The sequence below is a fragment of the Microbacterium sp. LMI13-1-1.1 genome (assembly GCF_040815625.1).
Classification (GTDB): Bacteria; Actinomycetota; Actinomycetes; order Actinomycetales; family Microbacteriaceae; genus Microbacterium; species Microbacterium forte.
Genome location: NZ_JBFPNL010000005.1, coordinates 660,787 through 680,669, shown reverse-complemented (window position 1 = coordinate 680,669; position 19,883 = coordinate 660,787). Strand labels below are relative to the sequence as shown.

Sequence of the window (19,883 nt, the reverse complement as noted above, 5' to 3'; positions counted from 1 at the left end):
CGGCTCAGCCGCCGATGCCCTTCCACGACGTGGAGCCGTCGGACTCGACCTGACGCTTCCACACGGGCAGCGACGTCTTGATGTCCTCGATCACCGCGCGGCACACCTCGAAGGCCTCGGCGCGGTGCTCGGCGGCGACCGCGATCACGACGGCTGCATCACCCACATCGAGTCGACCGATGCGGTGGCTCACGGCCACCACCACTCTCGCATCGCCGACGGCATCCGCCGCAGCCTCTTCGGCGATGCGTCGCAGCGTCGACTCGGCATCGGGGTGCGAGCTGTATTCGAGGCCGACCACCGCAGTCGTCGCATCGGGGTCGTTGTCGCGCACGCGACCGATGAACGTCGTGACCCCACCCAGGGCGGGATCATCGACCGCGGCGAGATGTGCATCGACGTCGAGACGCTCTTCGGAGATCCCAGCGATCCGCACCTCGTTCACGAGTGGTCACCGCCCGCGACCTGGTCGACCACGTGTCTCGCGACGGTCAGCACGACGGGAACCCCGCATGCCACGGCACGCGGGGATCCGGGAAGGTTCACCACGAGGACTCCGGCGGGGTCGACGATCCCGGCGACTCCGCGAGACAGCACCGACAGCGGAGTGTCGGCGAGACCGCTGCGGCGCAGCTCCTCGGCGAGGCCCGGCACCTCACGGGTGATCGCCCGACGGGTTCCCTCCGGGGTCTCATCGCGCGGGCCCACGCCGGTCCCCCCGGTGGTCACGATCAGTTTCACGCCGCGCGCGACCGCCCGGCGCAGCGCGTCAGCGACCGAGGAGGCACCGTCGGCGATGACTTCGGCATCGGGGCAGTGCCACCCGGCATCTCTCAGCAGGCCGACCGCGATGGGGCCGCCCCGATCTTCTCGTTCACCCGCGAAGGATCGGTCGGAGACGGTGATCACGCAGGCGGGGAGCGACGTCATGGCTCCCACACTAGGGCGAGATCCGGCAGGACGCGCCGGCATCACGCGACGCGGATGAGCGAGCGCTGCCAGCCCGACGAACCGTTCGGCGCGATCGGCGCACGCTCTTCGATCTGCATGTCGCCGTTCTTGTTGATCGCCCGTACGGCCACATAGTGCGTTCCGGGGGTGGCATCCCACTCCATGAACCACTGCACCCAGGTGTTCTCGTTGATCGGCGCAGAGAGGGTCGCCGGCATCCATTCGCCCTCATCGATGCGCACCTCGACGCGCTCGATGCCCACCGTCTGCGCCCAGGCGACACCCGCGATCGGGATGCGCCCGGCGTCGACCGCCTGGCCCACCTTGGGGGTGTCGACGCGCGAGGCGAACTTGATCGGTGCCTCGGCGCTGTATCCGCGAGGTGTCCAGTAGGCCTCGTCCTTGTCGAAGGTCGTGACCTTCAGCTCGGTGAGCCACTTCGTCGCCGACACGTAGCCATACAGGCCGGGCACGACCATGCGAACCGGGAAGCCGTGCTCGAGCGGCAGCGGCTCGCCGTTCATGCCCACCGCCAGGATCGCGTCGATGTTGTCGTCGGTCAGCGACGACAGAGGCGTGCTCGCCGTGTAGCCGTCGACGCTCTTCGAGAGCACCATGTCGGCACCGGACTTCACGCCGGCCTTCTTCAGCACATCGCGCAGCGGCACACCGAGCCACTTCGCGTTGCCGACGAGGTCGCCGCCGACCTCGTTCGAGACGCAGGTGAGGGTGATCGCATACTCGTCGAGTCCCATGTCGAGGATGTCCTGGAAGCTCATCTCGACCTGCTGATCGACCATGCCGTCGATCACCAGACGCCAGGTGCTGGGGTCGATCGTGGGCACGGTCAGTGCGGTGTCGACGCGGTAGAAGTCCTTGTTGGGAGTGAAGAGCGTGCTGAGTCCGGGGATGTCGAGCTCGGCGCCCTTCGGCACGGTGACGGTCGACTTCGGCGCGGGCAGCTTGAGGGCGTCGCGGATCGTCGCGACGGAGGCGACGGTCATGCTCACGGCACGCGAGGCGATGCCGACGACGACGGCTGAGGCGCTGGCGATGCCCGCGAGGATGAAGAACTGACGGCGCCCCATCGCCTTCGGGGGTTGCTCGGCATCCTGGCCCACCGTCTCGCGATCGGTCACGGCGAGACCCTCGCCCTTGCGGTCGGTCATCGCGACGGGAACGGCCGACGCCTTCCACGTCTTCAGACGGCGGATCAGGAGGACGATCAGGATCGCCCCTGCGATGGTGCCGAGCACCGGAGGCAGGAAGGCGAGGGGCGTGACTCCCGCCCTCGTCACGATCGCCGCGGTGGAGAGCGCGCCCGCGACCACCAGGGCGATCACGCCGAGCGGGGGACGGAGCAGCTGAAGGATTCCGGCGATCGCCGACGCGATCACCACCGCGAGACCGAGACCGACCAACAGCGCGATCTTGTCGTACTCGCCGAAGGTCGCGATCGCGAACTCCTTGAACGGCTGGGGCACGATGTCGATCACGAACCCGCCGACCGCGAGGATCGGACTCGCTGAGCGCGCGAAGATCAGCGCGAACAGCTCAGCGGTGGCGAGGAAGACGGCCCCGCTGATCACACCAGAGAGTGCGGCCCAGAAGATGAATCGTCTGCCCTTGCCGGGCTGAGTGTTCTTGCTGCGCTGAATGTCTTTGCTGCGCTGTGCCATGGTCTGCTCCTTCGCACCGCCGACGGTGTGGTCAGCGTTTGTTCGGAGCGGAGACGCGAACGGATGGGCGCGCGGGAGCTGTCGCTAGAGGCGGCGCGCGGTGATGGTGTCGCGGTCCTGCAGCTGACGCAGGGTGCGCAGGCATCGGGAGCACAGGATCTCGACACGACGAGGGTGGTTCTCGCCGCAGACGCAGTCGACGGTCACGCGCCATTTGGCCTTGCGGCCGCAGGCGGCGTACGCCTCGTCGTCACCGTGGTCGCACTCGCAGAGCTGGCGTCCGCGATCGTCGAGACCGGGGAGCTCCACAAAGGTTCGCTCGACGTCGGAGACCGGAGGCTGCTGCGTTTTCACCACCTGCCGATGTTCCCAGGGGTGCGCGGCTGCGCGCAACACGGTCGCGCGGGCGGCACACCGCGGTCCTCGCGTGCGCCGCCGTGCACGATTCAGCACGAAAGCCGCGAGAACGGCCAGAACACCCCCAGAACCGGCCCATTCGATGCGCTCATGCTGAATTGTGAACGAACCGCCTACGCACCCATCGCGCGGGCGGCGTGTCAGACCTGCACGACGTGCGGCGGGGGCGGCGGCGCGAGCTGGCGCTGCGGCACCCCGTGTGCCTCGCGGTGCAGGCGCTCCATGCGGCTGTCGAGCTCGGCTGCGGCCTCGGCCGCGTCGGTCAGGCTCTCGACGAGGTGCGAGGGCACCTGATTCGAGAACTTGTAATAGATCTTGTGCTCGAGGCTGGCCCAGAAGTCCATCGCGATCGTGCGGAACTGCACCTCGACCGGCACTGACAGAGCTCCGGTCGACAGGAACACCGGCACCTCGATGATCGCGTGCAGGCTCTTGTACCCGTTGTCCTTGGGGTTCGCGATGTAGTCCTTGACCGTGACGACGGTCACGTCGTCCTGAGCAGTCAGCAGATCGAACAGGCGATACACGTCGGCGACGAAGCTGCAGGTCACACGCACGCCCGCGATGTCGGTGATCTCCGAGCGGATTCGCTCGAAGTCCGGCTCGGCGATCCCCTTGCGCGCGATCTTCTCGACGATGCTGTCGGGAGTCTTCAACCGGCTCTTCACGTGCTCGATCGGGTTGTAGGCGTGATGGTGGGTGAACTCGTCGCGCAGGATCCCGATCTTCGTCTCGACCTCCCGCATGCCGAACTCGTACTCGCGCAGAAAGCGCTGGAACTCGTCGCGGAGCTCCCGAGTCTGCTGGATCGCGTCGTCGGTGACCTGAAGAGACGTCATGCCTTCGACGTTATCCGTCCGTGATCGGAAGTGGCTGTGCATCTTCGATGGAGTCGAGAACCTTGACGATGTCGGAGGCCGGGTCTAGAACGGAGGACATGACCAGCGCAGGAGAGAAGTGGACCCAGGCGTACGTCGAGGCCTGGAAGTCGAACGATCCCCAGCAGATCTCCGCGCTCTTCAGTGAAGACGCGATCTACCTCACCAGCCCCGACGCCGAGCCGCGCGTCGGCCGGGCGGACATCGTCGCCGGCTGGCTCGACGACCTCGACGAACCGGGGACGTGGTCGTTCGACTGGTGGATCGTGCGCGAAGACGACGAGTTCGTCGTGGTCGAGGGGCGCACGAAGTATCCGGCGGAGCGCGACTACGTGAACCTCTGGATCGTCCGACTCGATGCGGAGGGGCGGGCGACCTCCTTCACCGAGTGGTACATGCCTCGCCCTCATCAGGAGTGACGGCGGCAGGGGCCCGTGAGGATTCCGTTAGGGACGCTCGAGCACCCGTAGGGATTCCGTGAGGAAGGCGTGAGGAAGGCGTTTGCGGGCGTAATGTCGCCCGACGTGTCAGAAGAAACCCGCGGCAACACCGACGCTCCTCCTCGCGTGAAGCGCATCCTGATCGGCGACCCGCTGACGAGTGCGCAGGTCGACGATCAGCTGCTCCCCAAGAAGATGGCGTTGCCGATCTTCGCATCGGATGCGCTGAGCTCGGTCGCCTATGCGCCGCAGGAGCTGGTGATGATCCTGCTCATCGGCGGGCTCACCTTCCTGTCGTTCACGCCGATCGTCGCGGTGGCCGTGGTGGTGCTGCTGATCGTCGTGGTGCTCAGCTACCGTCAGCTCATCAAGGCCTACCCATCGGGTGGCGGCGACTACGAAGTCGCCTCGAAGAACCTCGGCGAGATCCCCGGCGTCATCGTGGCGGCCGCCCTGCTGGTCGACTACGTGCTGACGGTCGCCGTGTCGGTCGCTTCCGGTGTCGACAACATCATCTCGGCCGTGCCCGGGCTCGATCCCCTGCGGGTCGAGCTCGCGGTCGGATTCGTGATCCTCATCATCATCGTGAACCTGCGCGGGGTGCGCGAGGCGTCGCTCGTCTTCGCCATCCCCACCTACGTGTTCATCGGCTCGGTCGGCTTCATGATCGTGACGGGACTCATCCGCACGTTCCTCGGCGATGCACCGGTGGCGTCGAGCGCCGAGTTCGCCGTGCACTCCGAAGACCTCGGCCAGGCTGCGGTCATCCTCCTTATCCTGCGCGCGTTCTCGAGCGGATGCTCGGCCCTCACCGGCGTCGAGGCGGTGTCGAACGGCGTGCCCGCCTTCCGGACGCCCAAGGTGCGCAACGCGCAGACCACGCTCGTGCTGATGGGCTCGATCGCGGCCTGCCTGTTCGCCGGTCTCACCGCACTCGCGCTGATCACCGGGGTGCACTACGCCGAGAACCCGTGCGACCTGATCGGCTTCGACTGCTCGAACCCGCAGCCGAGCCTGATGGCGCAGATCGCCTCGGCGACGTTCGGCGGCGGCAGCATCCTGTTCTTCATCATTCAGGCCGCCACCGCGTGCGTGCTGCTGCTGGCGGCCAACACCGCCTTCAACGGCTTCCCGCTGCTCGGCTCGGTGCTCGCCCGCGACGGATACGCGCCCAAGGCGCTGAACACCCGCGGTGACCGCCTGGTGTTCTCGAACGGCATGATCGTGCTCGGCATCGCCGCGATCGCGGTGCTGGTGGTGTTCCAGGCGAAGCTCACCACGCTGATCCAGCTGTACATCATCGGCGTCTTCGTGTCGTTCTCGCTCGGGCAGATCGGCATGGTGCGTCACTGGAGGCGCATCCTGCGCGGACCGGCCGAGAAGACGTCAGGATCGGGGATCGACGGCGCCTCGGCATCCGATCGCCGCTCGGCGAGGATCGGCCTGGTCATCAACTCGGTGGGTGCCGCGATGACCGTCGCGGTGCTGCTGATCGTGACGATCACGAAGTTCACGCACGGCGCGTACCTGGTGTTCTTCGCCATCCCGGTGCTGGCGTTCCTGATGATGGGCGTGAAGCGGTACTACCGCGACGTCGAGCACGAGATCGCGATCGACGACACGACGAAGTTCGGCGCGACGGGCGATCTGGCGATCGTGCTCGTCAACCGCCTGCAGAAGCCCGTCATCAAGGCCATCGACTATGCGGTCGCCGCGAAGCACGGCAAGACGCTGGCGGTGCACGTCGCCGTGGCATCCGACGACGCCGCGCAGCTGCAGAAGGAATGGGCCGACCACCTCGTGCCGATCCCCCTGGTGATCGTCGAGTCGCCGTTCCGGTCCTTCGCTCAGCCTGTGACCCAGTTCATCACGCAGTACCGCGAGAAGCACGGCTCGTCGGTGGTCACGGTCTACCTGCCGCAGTACATCGTGGGGCACTGGTGGGAGACATTCCTCCACAACCGGCGCTCGCGTCGTCTCGCCAACCAGCTGATGCTCGTGCACGGGGTGTCGATCACGCTCGTGCCGTGGCTGCTCGACTCGTCCGAGCTGATCTATGGACGGCGCTCGCGTCCCCTGCCCGGGCAGGAGCGTGCCGGGCGCCCGGTCGTCGTGAGCGGGCGTCGCGCGCATCGGCCCGAAGGTCCGCCCGAGAGCTGACGCTGCTCAGGATGCGGCGAGCACACCCCCGAGGATTCTTGCCGCCTCCGGGAAACGCGACGGGTCGGCGTGGGCGTAGTTGAGGCGCACATACGACCCGGAGGGCTCGGCCGGGAACCACTCGGACCCGGGAGAGATGATGAGGCCGCGCGCCTCGCATGCGCGAACGATTGCGACGACATCGGTGCCCTCCGGTAGCCGCGCCCAGAGATTGAGGCCGCCGGTCGGCACCGTCTCGACTATCGCCGTCGGCGCGTGCTCGGCGAGGCTCGAGAGCAGCAGATCCCGTCGCGCCCGCAACTGTTCTCTGAATCCGCGGAGGTGAGTCCGCCAGGCCGGTTGGGTCACGACGTCGAGCGCTGCGGCCTGCAGCACCCCGCTCACGTACATCGACTCGGCGGCGCGGTCGGCGAGGATGCGTTCGCGAGCCGGGCCGCGGGCGATCAGCGCTGCGATCCGCAGCGACGGTGAGACGCTCTTGGTCAGCGAGCGGAGATAGACGACATGGCCGTCATCGTCCATCGCCGCGATCGGCCGTGGATCGCCCTCGATGGCCAGATCGTGCGCCCAGTCGTCCTCGATGAGGAAGGCCCCGTGTCGACGCACGCTTTCGAGCACGGCGAGGCCCGTCGCCGCCGGCCACCTGGCGCCGGTCGGGTTCGCGAATGTGGGTTGCGCGTAGAACGCGCGAGCCCCGGTCTCGGCGAAGGCTCGGTCGACGGCATCCGGATCCGGACCGTGGGGGCCCGACGGGATCGGCACCAGAACCACCCCTGCCTGCTCAGCAGCGAGCAGCGCACCCCAGTAGGTGGGGGACTCGATCAGCAGCGGCTGGCCGGCGCCGACCACGGCCCGGAAGATCGAGCTCAGCCCGCTCTGACTGCCCGCGATCACGAGAGCATCCCTCGCGGATGCCGGAGCGACGTCTGCCGGTGCGGATGCCGCGAGCTCGGCGGCGAACCATGCCTGGAGTTCGGGCAGCCCGGCGGCGGGTGAACGGGTGAGCGCCGAGGAGGTGCGCGCCGCGCGGGTGATCGCCTGGCGGACGAGCCGTTCGGGAAGCAGCTCGACGGCGGGGTACCCCGAGTGCATGCCGATCGCATCGGGGGCGACGGTGCGCTGCGTCGAGGTGAGACCGGCGAGTCGGGCGGGAGGCGCCCCGAGGGCGGACGTCTGCCAGCCGTAGTCCGCGGCGCGGGGAGGTCGCTGCGCCCGCACGAACGTGCCCGCCCCCGGTCTCGACTCGACCAGCCCCAGTCGCGCCAGGTGCGCCATGGCCTTCTGCACCGTGACGGGGCTCGCACCGTACTCTGCGACGAGGGCGCGATTCGACGGCACGCGGGCGCCCGGCGGAGCCGACGCGATCCACCGGCGGAGGCCGGCCACGATTCGGTCACTGCTATCCTGACTCATGAAACATCAGAGTAGCGTTATCGTCCGCCCACGTGCGCCGCTATCCTCGAGTCCCGGACTCTGGTGGGGACTCCTCGGCGTCACCGCCTTCTCGTTCACTCTCCCGTTCACCCGCATCGCGGTCGGCGGCCTCTCGCCGCTGTTCATCGGATCCGGCCGCGCGGTCGTCGCCGCAGCACTCGCCGCCCTGGCGCTGGCGGTGACACGTCAGCATCCACCCACCAGTGCGCAGTGGTGGCGCCTCGCGATCGTCGCCGGCGGCGTGGTCGCGGGGTTCCCCCTGCTGACGTCGTTCGCCATGACCGCTGCGCCTGCGAGCCACGGCGCCGTGGTGATCGGCCTGCTGCCCGCAGCGACAGCCGTGATGGTGGTTCTGCGCACCCGCGAGCGCCCCGGACGAGCGTTCTGGTGGTTCGCTGCTGTGGGTGCCGCCGCGGCGGTCGTCTTCGCCTCACTGCAGAACGGCGGCCTGGGCGAACTCCACTGGGCCGATCTGCTGTTGTTCGGCGCGGTGCTCGCAGCGGCCATCGGCTACGCCGAGGGCGGGTTGCTGGCGCGGGAACTCGGATCGTGGCAGACCGTGTCCTGGGCGCTCGTGCTCGCGGCGCCGCTGATGCTCGCGTTGAGCCTGGCTTCGGCGTTCACCGACCCGCCGACCGCCTCACCCGCGCAGTGGCTCGCCTTCGCGTACCTCGCCGTGGTCAGCATGTTCCTCGGATTCTTCGCCTGGTACCGCGGGCTCGCGATCGGGCCCATGGCCCAGGTCAGCCAGATCCAGCTGGTCCAGCCCGTGATGAGCATCGCCTGGGCCGCGCTGCTTCTTCACGAGCAGATCGGCTGGCCCACCGCACTGGGTGGCATAGCCGTCATCCTTTCCGCCGCGCTCGCCGTGCGCACCCGACTGATCAATCCCCGACCCACCACTCACGCCCTGAACGAGGAGTTCTGATGCGCCACACACCCCGCTACCTGATGACCGACCCACTCGAGGTGAAGCGCCTCATCCGCGGCAACCCGTGGGCCACGTTCGTGTCGCCCGCGAGCACCGGACTGGTCGCCTCGCACTATCCCGCCCTGCTGATCGAAGACGAGCACGAGATCGTGATCGCGAGTCACTTCGGCCGCCCCGACGAGCAGCTGCACGAGCTGGGCGACCACGAGGTCCTCGTGATCATCCAGGGCCCGCACGACTACGTGTCGCCCAGTCTCTACGCGCCGGGAGACCTGGTGCCGACCTGGAACCACGTCACCGCCCACCTCTACGGCACACCCGAGATCCTCAGCGAGGAGGAGAACTACGCCATGCTCGCGCAGCTCACCGACCACTTCGAGAAGGGCACGCCGCACGGGCGCAGCCTGTCGGAGGACGAGGCCGGCACGCGTCGCGCGGCGAAGGGCACCGTGGGCCTGAGAATGCGCGTCGACCGCTTCGATGCGCGCGCCAAGCTGAGCCAGAACAAGTCTCCCGAGGTGCGACACAACATCACGGGGCATTACGAGCGGACGAACGCGGCGCTCGCTGCCGAGATGCGCCGCGTCGCGGATCAGACGGCTCAATAGGCTGGGGCGATGACAGATTCGCCGCGCACCGACGTCTGGCCCGTCCGCACCGAGCGGCTGCAGATCCGACCGATGAGCGCCCCCGATGTCGACGCGATGTGGCAGTGGCGACGCCAGCCCGAGGTGAACCGCTGGCTCGGGCTGGCGCCTGCAACGATCGAGGCGTTCCGCGAGCGATACCTCGACCCTGAGCGGCTCGCCTCGATGCACATCGTCGAGCTGCTGCCCGCAGACGACGACCTGGCGCCCGTGCCGATCGGCGACATCATGATCAGGATCGGCGACGGGTGGGCGCAGCTCGAGGTCGCGGATCAGGCGAAGGGCATCGAGGCCGAGCTCGGATGGGTGCTCGACCCGGAATACACAGGGCGCGGCTACGCGACCGAGGCGATCCGCGCGGTGATCGACGTCTGCTTCGGTCCGCTGGGGCTGCGCCGCGTGCACGCCGGATGCTTCGCCGACAACGAGCCGTCATGGCGCCTCATGGAGCGACTCGGCATGCGTCGAGAGGAGTTCAGCCGCAAGACCGCTCTGCACCGGTCGGGCGAGTGGCTCGACGGACTGAACTACGGCGTCCTCGCCGAGGAGTGGACGCCGACGGTCAGAGGTCTGTGACCCCGTCGACCACGAAGGTGTAAAGGTCTCTGACCAGGTCGGTCGCCTCGAGCCGGTCGCGATCGCGCGCGGCGGCGACCAGAACGTCGACGACCGATCGCAGCATCGCGGGGTTGCGAGGTCGGCTGAGCGAGCGGATGCCGAGCACCAGCGCAGGCCTCTTCGACGCGTGCAGGGCGCTCAGGTATCGGTTGCGCGAGAACACCGCGAGCAGGTCGAGCAGCTCCCACAGCCCCTCTGCTCCGACGACCTGGTCGTTGTCGTCGGTCTCCCAGAGTTCTCTGACGGTCGCCGCCCTCGCGGCGAACTCGGTGACCTGCGCCTCGGTCGCGTGCGCGATGCCCAGGTCGGCCGCCGCGATCGACAGCCCCGAGCACTCGGCGGCGACGGCGACGAACCACGCGGGGGTCGGTGTCACGACGACGGACGCCCTGTTGAGCCGGTGGTCGATCAGGTGCATCGCCTCGAGCGCGCCGAGGGCCGATCGCACCGTGCCGGCGGCGACGTTGAGGCGCTGCACGAGGGCCGTGACCGACAGGGGGTCGCCGGGGGCCAGCTCGCCCGACTCGATCGAGTGCGCGAGCGAGTCGACGACGGCATCCGCTCTCGAGGTGAAGAGGGGCAGTGGCTGCTCGACCCCTCCCAGCAGTCGCGTGGAGTTCAGCTTGTCGATCCGCCGGTCGGGCATGTCATTCCCCGGGTGATCGGCCGATGCGTGTCGGATCGCTGGATGCGGATGCGGCGGCGAGCGCAGCCGCCGCTCGGAGCGGCTCGATCGTCGATCTCAGGAACAGAGGTTCGATGACCTCGCGCACCCCCACGCCATCCCGTCGCTCGAGCAGCGCGCGCAGCTGCTCGAGACCCGTGCGCATGAAGTCGACGAGCTCGGCGGCGACCGGTTGCGCTGGCACGGTTCTGGTCAGGTGCAGGGCGAGCTGCCCGTCGAGGATGTCGATCATCGTCTGGTTGTGGGCGCTCAGCACGATCTCACCCCACAGCGCGTACCAGAGGCTGAGCCCCTCACGGCTGGAGGCTTCTGCGAGGCCGGCGGCGAGCAGACCGTCGATGCGCCCCTGCAGCGACGCGACCTGTTCGTCGGTGTAGGTCGGCACGGCTTTGACCGCGCAGTATCCGATCATCGCGACGGCGGTCTCGACCCGGTCGGCCTGGGCGTCGAGATCGACCGGGGCGACGCGAGTGAACCGGTTGGTGCTGACTTCGATGAGCCCGAGGTCGGCGAGGCGGTTCAGGGCCTCGCGGATGGGCGTGCGGGAGACGCCGTATTCGGCCTGCAGATCCTGGTCGCGGATCTCTTCGAGGGGCTGCATGCGCCCAGAGATGATCTCTTCGGCGAGCGTGGCGAAGACCTGGTCGCGGATCAGCTGCCGCGGCCGAATCGGCAGAGATGCGCTGATGTCGCCCACGGGCACACTTTATGCCGGTGTCATGGCCTCGCACCATACATCAGGCACTGAAGTTTCACCGGATCCGGCGACATGTGCGTAGCGTGGAGGCGTAGGGCAGCGACCCTCACCCGGCACACACTCCCCCATGTCGTGCTGCGGACCTCCCCCAGATCCCGTGACCTGCGTCGCTGCCCTTTTCCCTACCCCGGGCCAGCGCCGGGATGAACGGTCTCAGCCTGCGACGAACGCGAGCACGAGAGTGGCGACCAGCACCGTCGGCACGGCGACGATCGCACCCCAGAGCATCAGGCTGCCCCAGCGGATCTCGACACCCAGCGACACCACTCTGTGGTGCCAGAGCAGCGTGGCGAGCGACGCCCACGGTGTGATCAGCGGTCCGAGATTCACCCCGATCAGCAGTGCCATGAGCGCGACCGGGTCGCCGGCGGTGGGTTCGAGGATCAGGTAGGCGGGCAGGTTGTTGACCCCGTTCGCGGCGAGCGCTCCCGCTGCCGAGAGACGCAGCAGCTCTGCGGGCGCGTGTCCACTGGTCGCGAGGACCGACAGGAAGTCGAGGATGCCGTTCGCGTGCGCGGTCTCGACCACGACGAACAGGGCCGCCGCCAGGCCGATCGCCTGCCATGGCACGAGCGAGAGCCGCAGCACATGACGACGCCGGATGCCGAACACGACGATGAGCACGAGCGCTGCGACCGTCGCGGGGATCCAGACGTCATGCGTCACTGCGAGCAGGGGCATCAGGAGCAGCAGGATGCCGGAGGCCGCCCAGAAGAGCACCCGGTCGGAAGGGTCGCCGCCTGTAGGAGTGCGATACCCGCCGAAGAGCGTGCGTCGGTGTCGCAGCGTGAGGATCACGACGGGTACGAGCACCCCGACGAGCGTCGGCGCCCAGCTCAGCGCGAGGAACGCGAGCGGGTCGTCACCGATCGACCGTGCCGCGAGCAGGTTCGTGAGGTTCGAGACGGGCAGTGCGAGAGATGCGGTGTTCGCCAACCACACCGTGACGAGGGCGAACGGCAGCGGAGGGATGCCGACGCTCTGCGCGAGCACGACCACGACCGGCGTCACGATCACCGCCGTGGTGTCGAGCGACAGGAACACCGTGCTGATGACGGCGAGCACCACGACAGACAACCAGAGCAGGATGACGCGCCCGTGCCCCCACCGAGCCAGACGCTGAGCGACGACGTCGAACACCGCGGCATCCCGGGCCAGCTCGGCGACGATCGTGATCGCGATGACGAACCCGAGCACGGGTGCGATGCGGGCACCGAGCGCCCCGGCATCCGCTGACGGCAGGACGCCCGTGACGATGCAGACGAGTGCCACGGCGATGAGCGCCAGGACGATGATCGTCCCTGCTCCCAGCCGCCGTCGCGTCGCACTCACTCGCTGAGTGTAGATCCGGTGGGGGTGTGATCCGGTGAGCGTCCGGCTCGCGGCCTGTCAGCCGGGTGTGGTCACTCGTCCCAGGGGAGCTTCACCACCGGCAGGATGTAGACCCGCCCCATGACGGCGGTGGGATGCTTCGCCATGAAGCTCGCGGCCTCGTCGATCGACTCGGCGGTCACGATGTCGTAGCCCGCGAACCACTCCTTGAACTCGGGGAACGGACCGTCGGTGACGAGCACCTTGCCGTCTCGCACAGCCACAGACTTCGCCTCCTCAGGGCCTGCTACGGGTGCACCGTCGCCCAGCCGGCCGGCCGCGTCGCCTTCCTCGGCCCAGTCTTCGAGCAGGCGCTGATCCTCTCCCTGCGGCATCGTGCCTCCAGTCGGGTCGGTCATGTGGATCACGAGGTACTTGTTGCTCATCTGCTCTCTCCGTTCGACGTGGTCCCGGCGGGTCCGGGCACGAGTGGCACCGCGATCTCATCGCGGCGCCGGGTCAGGTGGGCGATCTCGGCGTCGTTGCTCGCCAACGAGATCGCTCGGTTGTAGGCGTCCATGGCATCTGCAGGTCTGCCCGCCGCGCGCAGCAGCTCGGCCCGAGTCACGTGCAAGCCATGGAAGTCCGCCAGTGCATCGCGCAGCGACTCGACGATGACCAGCGCCTGCTGTGGTGAGTCCCGTTCGGCGATCGCCACGGCCTTGCCCAGGGTGACGACCGGACTCGGGTCGACGCGCTCCAGCTGCTCGTAGAGCTCGACGATGCGTTGCCAGTCGGTGAGCTCAGCATCCACGGCCGCCGCATGCACCGCATTGATCTGGGCGAGCAGCGTGTAGCGACCGGTAACCGCCCCGCGCAGTCGGTCGAGAACCGACAGGCCCTCGTCGATCAGCTCACGAATCCACAACCCGCGGTCCTGCTCATCGAGCCGCACGAGCTCGCCTTTCGCCGTGATCCGGGCCGGTGAGCGCGCCTCGCTGAGCAGCATCAGCGCCAGGATCCCCGCGACCTCTGCGTCGTCGGGCAGCAGCTCTCTCACGAGTCTGGTGAGCCGGATCGCCTCGGTGGTCAGCTCGGTGCGGATCGCCGGCATCTCGGAGCCGGATGCGAAGTAGCCCTCGTTGAACACGAGATAGAGCACCGCCAGCACCCCGTCGATGCGCACGCGCAGATCTTCAGGCGCGGGCACCTGATAGGGGATCTGCGCGGTCTTGATCTTCGACTTCGCTCGTGTGATGCGCTGCCGCACAGCGGATTCCTGCATCAGGAAGGCTCGCGCTATCTCCTCGACCGTGAGGCCGGCGACCACGCGCAGAGTGAGGGCGACGCGCCCTTCGAGCGACAGCGCCGGATGGCAGCACGTGAAGAGCAGGCGCAGCCGATCGTCGTCGATGGCGCCGGTCGGCTCGGGCGGTTCGGGATCGTGCAGCATCAGTGCCTCCCGCTGCTTCGCGTCGCGGGACGACTCCCGACGCAGCCGATCGATGGCCTTGCGATAGGCGGTGGTGGTGATCCATCCGCCCGGATTCGGTGGCACGCCCTCGGCCGGCCACCGCTCGACTGCAGAGGCGAACGCCTCAGCGGCCATCTCCTCGGCGAGCCCGAGATCACCACAGCGCCGCGTCAGACCGGCGACGATCCTCGCCCACTCCTCGCGGTACACCTGGGCGACGCGCACGTCGATGTCAGCGCGTCGCGACCGCCCGGCATCCGCAATCATCGCGTCATTCCGGGACGAGACCCGTGGGCGCCGCCCCATCGCGTCATCTGTGCTCTCTCCATCCGGTCGAACCAGCAGGATCTGCAGCGAACCAGCCGTCACCATGATCATTGCCGCTCACGGCGTCGGCGAGAAGGGCCGCCCGTCCAGAGGCGGCGAGCGCGAGTCCACAGCGACGGCCGCCTGATCATGCCGGGATGCTCGAGGGCGACGCGGCGCCGCTCGATGGCCTGCTCTGCCTCCTCTGCCTCCAGCCGGTAGAGAACACTCGCCATCATCGGATCGTTGTACACGTCGTCACCGTGCCTCTCATCTGCGAGACCACCCGAAACGGTCGCCTCCTACCTGCACCACGAACGACGACGGCGGGATGCGACATCGAGGCGCGAAAAAGTCCACGCGACCTCGGAACGTGAGCAACTCGCATGCATCCCGCACGCCCCCGTAGGCAAAGCGTGAGGATCGCCATATGCCGGTCCGCACGGGAGTTGTATCGAGTCTCGTGCTCGACATCATCTACATCGCGCTGACTCTCGCGCTGTTCGCCCTCGTCTCCCTGGTCGCGAAGGGGGTGGAACGACTGTGATCGTCTTCGAGATCATCGCCGCCGCCCTCGCCGTGGCCGCCGTCGTCTACCTCGTGGTGGCTCTCGTCACCCCGGAGAAGTTCTGATGGGCGCCGGCTCTTCGATGAACGCCGAACTCTGGTTCGGCGTTCTCCAGGCCGCCGTCCTGATCGTCGCCCTCGTGCTGCTCTACCGCCCCGTCGGCGACTACATGGCGCACGTCTTCAGCACCCCTCGTGATCTGAAGGCCGAGCGGGGCATCTACCGTCTGATCGGCGTCGACCCGGCATCCGAGCAGACGTGGCGTGCCTACGCCCGCAGCGTCCTCGCGTTCTCGGTCGTCGGCCTGCTGCTCGTCTACGGGCTGCAGCGTCTGCAGGGCTTCCTGCCCGAGTCGCTCGGACTCCCGGCCGTGCCCGAGGGGCTGGCGTTCAACACCGCCGCGTCTTTCGTCGCGAACACCAACTGGCAGTCGTACTCGCCCGAGCAGACGATGGGCTACACCGTGCAGCTCGCGGGCCTCACAGTGCAGAACTTCGTCTCGGCCGCCGTCGGCCTGGCCGTCGCCGTCGCACTGATCCGCGGCCTGGCCCGTCGCGGCTCGACCACGATCGGCAACTTCTGGGTCGACCTGATCCGCGGGCTCGGACGCATCCTGCTGCCGATCGCGCTGCTCGGCGCGATCGCCCTGATCGCGGGCGGCGTGGTGCAGAACTTCGCCGGCTTCACCGATGTGACCACTGTCTCCGGGGGCACGCAGACCGTCCCCGGTGGGCCGGTCGCCTCACAGGAGGCCATCAAGCTGCTCGGCACGAACGGCGGTGGCTTCTTCAACGCCAACTCGGCGCATCCGTTCGAGAACCCGACCGGCTGGACCAACCTGCTGCAGATCCTGCTCATCCTGGTGATCCCGTTCGCACTCCCCCGCACGTTCGGCCGCATGATCGACGACAACCGCCAGGGCTACGCGATCGCCGCCGTCATGGGAACGATCTTCCTGGTCTCGACCTTCGCTCTCTCGGCCCTCGAGCTCGCCGGCCGCGGCAGCGCTCCCGAACTCGCAGGGGCGGCCATGGAGGGCAAGGAGGCGCGCTTCGGCATCCTCGGATCCACGCTCTTCGGCAGCGCCAGCACCCTGACGTCGACCGGCGCCGTCAACTCGATGCACGACTCGTACACGGCACTCGGCGGCATGATGCCGATGCTCAACATGATGCTCGGCGAGGTCGCCCCCGGCGGCGTCGGATCGGGTCTCTACGGCATGCTCGTGCTCGCGATCATCGCGGTGTTCGTCGGCGGACTGCTCGTCGGCCGCACCCCCGAGTACCTCGGCAAGCGCATCGGCCCGAAGGAGATCAAGCTCGCGAGCCTCTACATCCTCGTGACGCCCACCCTCGTGCTGGTCGGCACTGCCCTGAGCTTCGCGATCCCGGGAATCCGAGCGGACGTCGAGGCGACCAGCATCCTCAACCCCGGCGTGCACGGCATGAGCGAGGTGCTCTACGCCTTCACCTCGGCGTCGAACAACAACGGCTCGGCCTTCGCCGGCCTCACCGCGAACACCCCGTGGTTCAACACCGCACTCGGCATCGCGATGCTGCTCGGCCGCTTCCTGCCGATCGTGCTCGTGCTGGCCCTCGCCGGATCGTTCGCCGCGCAGCAGCGCGTGCCGGAGAACACCGGAACGCTGCCCACGCACCGACCGCAGTTCGTCGGCCTCCTCTCGGCCGTCACGGTCATCATCACGGCACTCACCTACTTCCCCGTGCTCGCACTGGGACCCCTCGCTGAAGGACTCGTCTGACATGACCCTCATCACCACCCCCTCCGAGACGCCGTCGGAACAGCAGGATGCCGCGGCATCCGCCTCGACCGAACCGCCCCGAGCGTTCGGCTGGGCGCAGCTGACCCAGGCTCTGCCCGGCGCGCTGCGCAAGCTCAACCCCGCCTCGCTCGTGCGCAACCCCGTGATGCTGCTCGTCTGGGTCGGCGCCGCGTTCACCACCGTGCTCGCGATCGCCGAGCCCTTCCTCGGAGGCCCCGCCGACTCGGGCGGAACCCCGGTGCCCGCGCCGTTCACCTGGGGCATCGCCATCTGGCTGTGGCTCACCGTGCTGTTCGCCAATGTCGCCGAGTCGGTGGCCGAGGGCCGCGGCAAGGCCCAGGCTGCGAGCCTGCGCAAGACCCGCACCAGCACCATGGCACGCAAGGTCGTCCGGTACGACGCCGGTGCGGATGCCACGGCAGAGCGCTCCGAAACCGTCGACGTCTCGTCGGCCGAGCTCCAGCGCGACGACATCGTGATCGTCGCGGCGGGAGAGCTGATCCCCGGAGACGGCGACATCGTCGCGGGCATCGCGACCGTCGACGAGTCGGCGATCACCGGCGAGAGCGCGCCGGTCATCCGCGAATCCGGCGGAGACCGCAGCGCCGTCACCGGCGGCACACGGGTGCTGTCTGATCGCATCGTCGTGCGCATCACCTCGAAGCCCGGCGAGACGTTCGTCGACCGCATGATCGCCCTCGTCGAGGGCGCGAGCCGTCAGCGCACCCCCAACGAGATCGCGCTGAACATCCTGCTCGCGAGTCTGTCGATCGTGTTCGTCGTCGTGGTGCTGGCGCTCAACCCGATCGCGTCGTACGCGGCCTCGCCCGTCAGCATCCCGGTGCTGATCGCCCTGCTCGTGTGCCTGATCCCCACGACGATCGGCGCCCTGCTCTCGGCCATCGGCATCGCCGGCATGGATCGCCTCGTGCAGCGCAACGTGCTCGCCATGTCGGGACGCGCGGTCGAGGCCGCGGGAGACGTCACCACCCTGCTGCTCGACAAGACCGGCACCATCACCTACGGCAACCGACAGGCCCACGAGGTGCTGCCGCTCGCGGGTGTCGACCCCGAGGAGCTGCTGCGCGTCGCCGCCCTCGCGTCCCTCGCCGACCCCACGCCCGAGGGCGCGTCGATCGTCGCGTTGGCCGCGTCTCACGGCATCCAGGTCGAGGAGCCGGTCGGAGCCGTCGTCGTGCCTTTCACCGCACAGACCCGCATGTCCGGCCTCGACCTGCCCGACGGCACGCAGATCCGCAAGGGTGCAGGCTCGGCGATCAGCGCCTGGCTCGGACTCGACTCGAATGCCGGGCTCACCACCCTGACCGACGGCGTCGCGTCGAGCGGTGGAACCCCCTTGGTCGTCGCCGTGAAGCCTGCCGAGGGCATCGGCGAGGTGCTCGGCGTCGTGCACCTCAAGGACATCGTGAAAGACGGCCTGCGCGAGCGGTTCGAAGAGCTCCGCAGCATGGGCATCCGCACCGTCATGATCACGGGCGACAACCCGCTGACCGCCGCCGCGATCGCGAAGGAGGCAGGGGTCGACGACTTCCTCGCCGAAGCGACTCCCGAGCAGAAGCTCGAACTGATCAAGCGCGAGCAGGAGGGCGGCCGCCTGGTCGCGATGACAGGCGACGGCACGAACGACGCCCCGGCGCTCGCCCAGGCCGACGTGGGCGTCGCGATGAACACCGGCACGTCGGCAGCGAAGGAGGCCGGCAACATGGTCGACCTCGACTCCGATCCCACGAAGCTCATCGACATCGTGCGAATCGGCAAGCAGCTGCTCATCACCCGCGGAGCCCTCACGACGTTCTCGCTCGCGAACGACATCGCCAAGTACTTCGCCATCATCCCGGCGATGTTCATGGGCGTCTTCCCCGGCCTCGCGGCGCTCAACATCATGCAGCTGCACTCGCCGGCATCCGCCGTGACCAGCGCGATCATCTTCAACGCCATCGTGATCGTGTTCCTGATCCCGCTGGCACTCCGAGGAGTGAAGTATCGCCCGGCGAGCGCCTCGCAGATCCTGCAGCGCAACCTGCTCGTCTACGGCCTCGGCGGCGTGATCGCTCCGTTCATCGGCATCAAGCTGATCGACCTCGTGATCACCCTCATCCCCGGCTTCTGAGCGCGACTCACCGCGTTTCGTCTCGGGGCTTCGCTCCTCGCTCAACGACCGGGCGAGGTCACCCGCTCCTCGCTCAACGACCGACTTCTTTGAAAGGCATCTCATGTCCTCCTCTCGCACCGTGGCCCGCACCACCGGCGTCGCCATCCGCGCGATGCTCGTGCTCACCCTCGTGCTCGGCGTCGGCTACACGCTGGTGGTCACCGGCATCGGCCAGCTGCTGATGCCGTTCCAGGCGAACGGCTCGCCGCTCGCAGACGACAAGGGCAGCTCGCTGATCGGGCAGTCCTTCACGGATGCCGACGGCGAGGCGCTTCCCGAGTACTTCCAGTCGCGTCCGTCTGCCGCCGGTGACGGGTACGACGGAGCGGGCTCGAGCGGCAGCAACCTGGGGCCCGAGAACCCCGACCTCGTCACGGCGATCGGCGAGCGTCAGGCGGCCATCGCGGAGCGCGAAGGAGTGAGTCCTGATGCCGTTCCGGCCGACGCCGTGACGGCATCGGGCTCGGGCCTCGACCCGCACATCAGCGTCGCCTACGCCCTGCTGCAGGTGCCGCGGGTGGCCGAGGAGCGCGGCCTGCCCGAACAGCAGGTGCGCGACCTCGTGGAGTCTAGGATTCAAGGGCGGGATCTGGGATTCCTCGGCGAAGAACGCATCAACGTCGCCGAACTCAATCTCGCGCTCGATGAGCAGGAGGGCTGATGACGGCAGA

Annotated in this window: 20 protein-coding genes; 9 read left to right on the top strand and 11 right to left on the bottom strand. The window is 68.3% G+C overall.

Annotated features, from left to right (window positions below; all coding sequences use genetic code 11):
• Positions 1–4: 4 nt before the first annotated feature.
• The 5 genes from MRBLMI13_RS10200 to MRBLMI13_RS10180 form a co-directional block, all read right to left on the bottom strand.
• Entirely contained in the window at positions 5–445 is a 441-nt protein-coding gene (locus tag MRBLMI13_RS10200; RefSeq protein ID WP_367822276.1) for a molybdenum cofactor biosynthesis protein MoaE, read from the bottom strand.
• Complete coding sequence (locus tag MRBLMI13_RS10195; protein WP_367822274.1) at positions 442–930, bottom strand: MogA/MoaB family molybdenum cofactor biosynthesis protein; 489 nt, start codon at positions 928–930, stop codon at positions 442–444. Before MRBLMI13_RS10195 ends, MRBLMI13_RS10200 begins: the two co-directional genes overlap by 4 nt.
• Before the next feature lie 41 nt (positions 931–971).
• Positions 972–2,630, bottom strand: a complete 1,659-nt coding sequence (locus MRBLMI13_RS10190; RefSeq protein WP_367822272.1) for a molybdopterin-dependent oxidoreductase — start codon at positions 2,628–2,630, stop codon at positions 972–974.
• A gap of 84 nt (positions 2,631–2,714) precedes the next feature.
• Positions 2,715–2,987 carry a hypothetical protein gene (locus MRBLMI13_RS10185; protein ID WP_367822270.1) on the bottom strand — a complete coding sequence of 91 codons (273 nt, stop codon included), beginning with the start codon at positions 2,985–2,987 and terminating at the stop codon, positions 2,715–2,717.
• A gap of 200 nt (positions 2,988–3,187) precedes the next feature.
• Positions 3,188–3,886, bottom strand: a complete 699-nt coding sequence (locus MRBLMI13_RS10180; RefSeq protein ID WP_309693328.1) for a GTP pyrophosphokinase family protein — start codon at positions 3,884–3,886, stop codon at positions 3,188–3,190.
• Between the two features lie 98 nt (positions 3,887–3,984).
• Here MRBLMI13_RS10180 and MRBLMI13_RS10175 point away from each other — a divergent pair, with 98 nt between their 5' ends.
• Positions 3,985–4,344 (top strand): nuclear transport factor 2 family protein, encoded by a 360-nt coding sequence (locus MRBLMI13_RS10175; RefSeq protein ID WP_367822267.1) that lies wholly within the window; start codon positions 3,985–3,987, stop codon positions 4,342–4,344.
• 93 nt (positions 4,345–4,437) lie between these two features.
• The gene (locus tag MRBLMI13_RS10170) at positions 4,438–6,525 is read left to right on the top strand and encodes an APC family permease (protein ID WP_056375414.1); all 2,088 of its coding nucleotides are present in this window, start codon (positions 4,438–4,440) and stop codon (positions 6,523–6,525) included.
• A 6-nt stretch (positions 6,526–6,531) separates the two neighbouring features.
• Here MRBLMI13_RS10170 and MRBLMI13_RS10165 read toward each other — a convergent pair whose 3' ends face one another.
• On the bottom strand, positions 6,532–7,938 hold the full coding sequence (locus MRBLMI13_RS10165; RefSeq protein WP_367822265.1) for a PLP-dependent aminotransferase family protein: 1,407 nt from the start codon (positions 7,936–7,938) through the stop codon (positions 6,532–6,534).
• On the opposite strand from MRBLMI13_RS10165, the gene MRBLMI13_RS10160 reads away from it, so the two are divergent.
• Genes MRBLMI13_RS10160 through MRBLMI13_RS10150 form a run of 3 tightly spaced genes read left to right on the top strand, consistent with a single transcriptional unit; the run spans position 7,937 to position 10,113 of the window.
• On the top strand, positions 7,937–8,887 hold the full coding sequence (locus MRBLMI13_RS10160; RefSeq protein WP_367822263.1) for a DMT family transporter: 951 nt from the start codon (positions 7,937–7,939) through the stop codon (positions 8,885–8,887). The two genes, MRBLMI13_RS10165 and MRBLMI13_RS10160, sit on opposite strands and share 2 nt — an antisense overlap.
• Complete coding sequence (locus MRBLMI13_RS10155; protein ID WP_367822261.1) at positions 8,887–9,498, top strand: FMN-binding negative transcriptional regulator; 612 nt, start codon at positions 8,887–8,889, stop codon at positions 9,496–9,498. Before MRBLMI13_RS10160 ends, MRBLMI13_RS10155 begins: the two co-directional genes overlap by 1 nt.
• 9 nt (positions 9,499–9,507) lie before the next feature.
• Complete coding sequence (locus MRBLMI13_RS10150; RefSeq protein WP_367822259.1) at positions 9,508–10,113, top strand: GNAT family N-acetyltransferase; 606 nt, start codon at positions 9,508–9,510, stop codon at positions 10,111–10,113.
• Here the strand turns inward: MRBLMI13_RS10150 and MRBLMI13_RS10145 are convergent.
• From MRBLMI13_RS10145 to MRBLMI13_RS10125, 5 genes are all read right to left on the bottom strand, one after another.
• Positions 10,100–10,801, bottom strand: a complete 702-nt coding sequence (locus MRBLMI13_RS10145) for a GntR family transcriptional regulator (protein ID WP_079112104.1) — start codon at positions 10,799–10,801, stop codon at positions 10,100–10,102. The genes MRBLMI13_RS10150 and MRBLMI13_RS10145 overlap by 14 nt on opposite strands.
• 1 nt (position 10,802) lies before the next feature.
• Positions 10,803–11,537 carry a GntR family transcriptional regulator gene (locus tag MRBLMI13_RS10140; RefSeq protein WP_367822256.1) on the bottom strand — a complete coding sequence of 245 codons (735 nt, stop codon included), beginning with the start codon at positions 11,535–11,537 and terminating at the stop codon, positions 10,803–10,805.
• 213 nt (positions 11,538–11,750) lie between these two features.
• Entirely contained in the window at positions 11,751–12,929 is a 1,179-nt protein-coding gene (locus MRBLMI13_RS10135) for an SLC13 family permease (RefSeq protein WP_367822254.1), read from the bottom strand.
• A 71-nt stretch (positions 12,930–13,000) separates the two neighbouring features.
• Entirely contained in the window at positions 13,001–13,354 is a 354-nt protein-coding gene (locus tag MRBLMI13_RS10130) for a YciI family protein (protein ID WP_056375407.1), read from the bottom strand.
• On the bottom strand, positions 13,351–14,649 hold the full coding sequence (locus tag MRBLMI13_RS10125) for an RNA polymerase sigma factor (RefSeq protein ID WP_367822252.1): 1,299 nt from the start codon (positions 14,647–14,649) through the stop codon (positions 13,351–13,353). Before MRBLMI13_RS10125 ends, MRBLMI13_RS10130 begins: the two co-directional genes overlap by 4 nt.
• Before the next feature lie 582 nt (positions 14,650–15,231).
• Between MRBLMI13_RS10125 and kdpF the strand changes: the two genes are divergently transcribed.
• From kdpF to kdpC, 4 genes are all read left to right on the top strand, one after another.
• Positions 15,232–15,321 (top strand): K(+)-transporting ATPase subunit F, encoded by a 90-nt coding sequence (gene kdpF, locus MRBLMI13_RS10120; RefSeq protein ID WP_367822250.1) that lies wholly within the window; start codon positions 15,232–15,234, stop codon positions 15,319–15,321.
• Between the two features lie 17 nt (positions 15,322–15,338).
• On the top strand, positions 15,339–17,018 hold the full coding sequence (gene kdpA, locus MRBLMI13_RS10115) for a potassium-transporting ATPase subunit KdpA (protein WP_367823105.1): 1,680 nt from the start codon (positions 15,339–15,341) through the stop codon (positions 17,016–17,018).
• A gap of 1 nt (position 17,019) precedes the next feature.
• The gene (gene kdpB / locus MRBLMI13_RS10110; RefSeq protein ID WP_367822249.1) at positions 17,020–19,170 is read left to right on the top strand and encodes a potassium-transporting ATPase subunit KdpB; all 2,151 of its coding nucleotides are present in this window, start codon (positions 17,020–17,022) and stop codon (positions 19,168–19,170) included.
• Between the two features lie 103 nt (positions 19,171–19,273).
• Entirely contained in the window at positions 19,274–19,873 is a 600-nt protein-coding gene (gene kdpC / locus MRBLMI13_RS10105) for a potassium-transporting ATPase subunit KdpC (protein ID WP_042538159.1), read from the top strand.
• Positions 19,874–19,883 lie beyond the last annotated feature (10 nt).

Coding starts and splice junctions, on each gene's coding strand:
- MRBLMI13_RS10195 (WP_367822274.1), bottom strand. CDS start 930: ATGACGTCGCTCCCCGCCTGCGTGATCACCGTCTCCGACCGATCCTTC.
- kdpB (WP_367822249.1), top strand. CDS start 17,020: ATGACCCTCATCACCACCCCCTCCGAGACGCCGTCGGAACAGCAGGAT.
- MRBLMI13_RS10155 (WP_367822261.1), top strand. CDS start 8,887: ATGCGCCACACACCCCGCTACCTGATGACCGACCCACTCGAGGTGAAG.
- MRBLMI13_RS10190 (WP_367822272.1), bottom strand. CDS start 2,630: ATGGCACAGCGCAGCAAAGACATTCAGCGCAGCAAGAACACTCAGCCC.
- kdpA (WP_367823105.1), top strand. CDS start 15,339: ATGAACGCCGAACTCTGGTTCGGCGTTCTCCAGGCCGCCGTCCTGATC.
- kdpC (WP_042538159.1), top strand. CDS start 19,274: ATGTCCTCCTCTCGCACCGTGGCCCGCACCACCGGCGTCGCCATCCGC.
- MRBLMI13_RS10175 (WP_367822267.1), top strand. CDS start 3,985: ATGACCAGCGCAGGAGAGAAGTGGACCCAGGCGTACGTCGAGGCCTGG.
- MRBLMI13_RS10145 (WP_079112104.1), bottom strand. CDS start 10,801: ATGCCCGACCGGCGGATCGACAAGCTGAACTCCACGCGACTGCTGGGA.
- MRBLMI13_RS10170 (WP_056375414.1), top strand. CDS start 4,438: ATGTCGCCCGACGTGTCAGAAGAAACCCGCGGCAACACCGACGCTCCT.
- MRBLMI13_RS10130 (WP_056375407.1), bottom strand. CDS start 13,354: ATGAGCAACAAGTACCTCGTGATCCACATGACCGACCCGACTGGAGGC.
- MRBLMI13_RS10180 (WP_309693328.1), bottom strand. CDS start 3,886: ATGACGTCTCTTCAGGTCACCGACGACGCGATCCAGCAGACTCGGGAG.
- MRBLMI13_RS10165 (WP_367822265.1), bottom strand. CDS start 7,938: ATGAGTCAGGATAGCAGTGACCGAATCGTGGCCGGCCTCCGCCGGTGG.
- MRBLMI13_RS10150 (WP_367822259.1), top strand. CDS start 9,508: ATGACAGATTCGCCGCGCACCGACGTCTGGCCCGTCCGCACCGAGCGG.
- MRBLMI13_RS10160 (WP_367822263.1), top strand. CDS start 7,937: ATGAAACATCAGAGTAGCGTTATCGTCCGCCCACGTGCGCCGCTATCC.
- MRBLMI13_RS10125 (WP_367822252.1), bottom strand. CDS start 14,649: ATGATTGCGGATGCCGGGCGGTCGCGACGCGCTGACATCGACGTGCGC.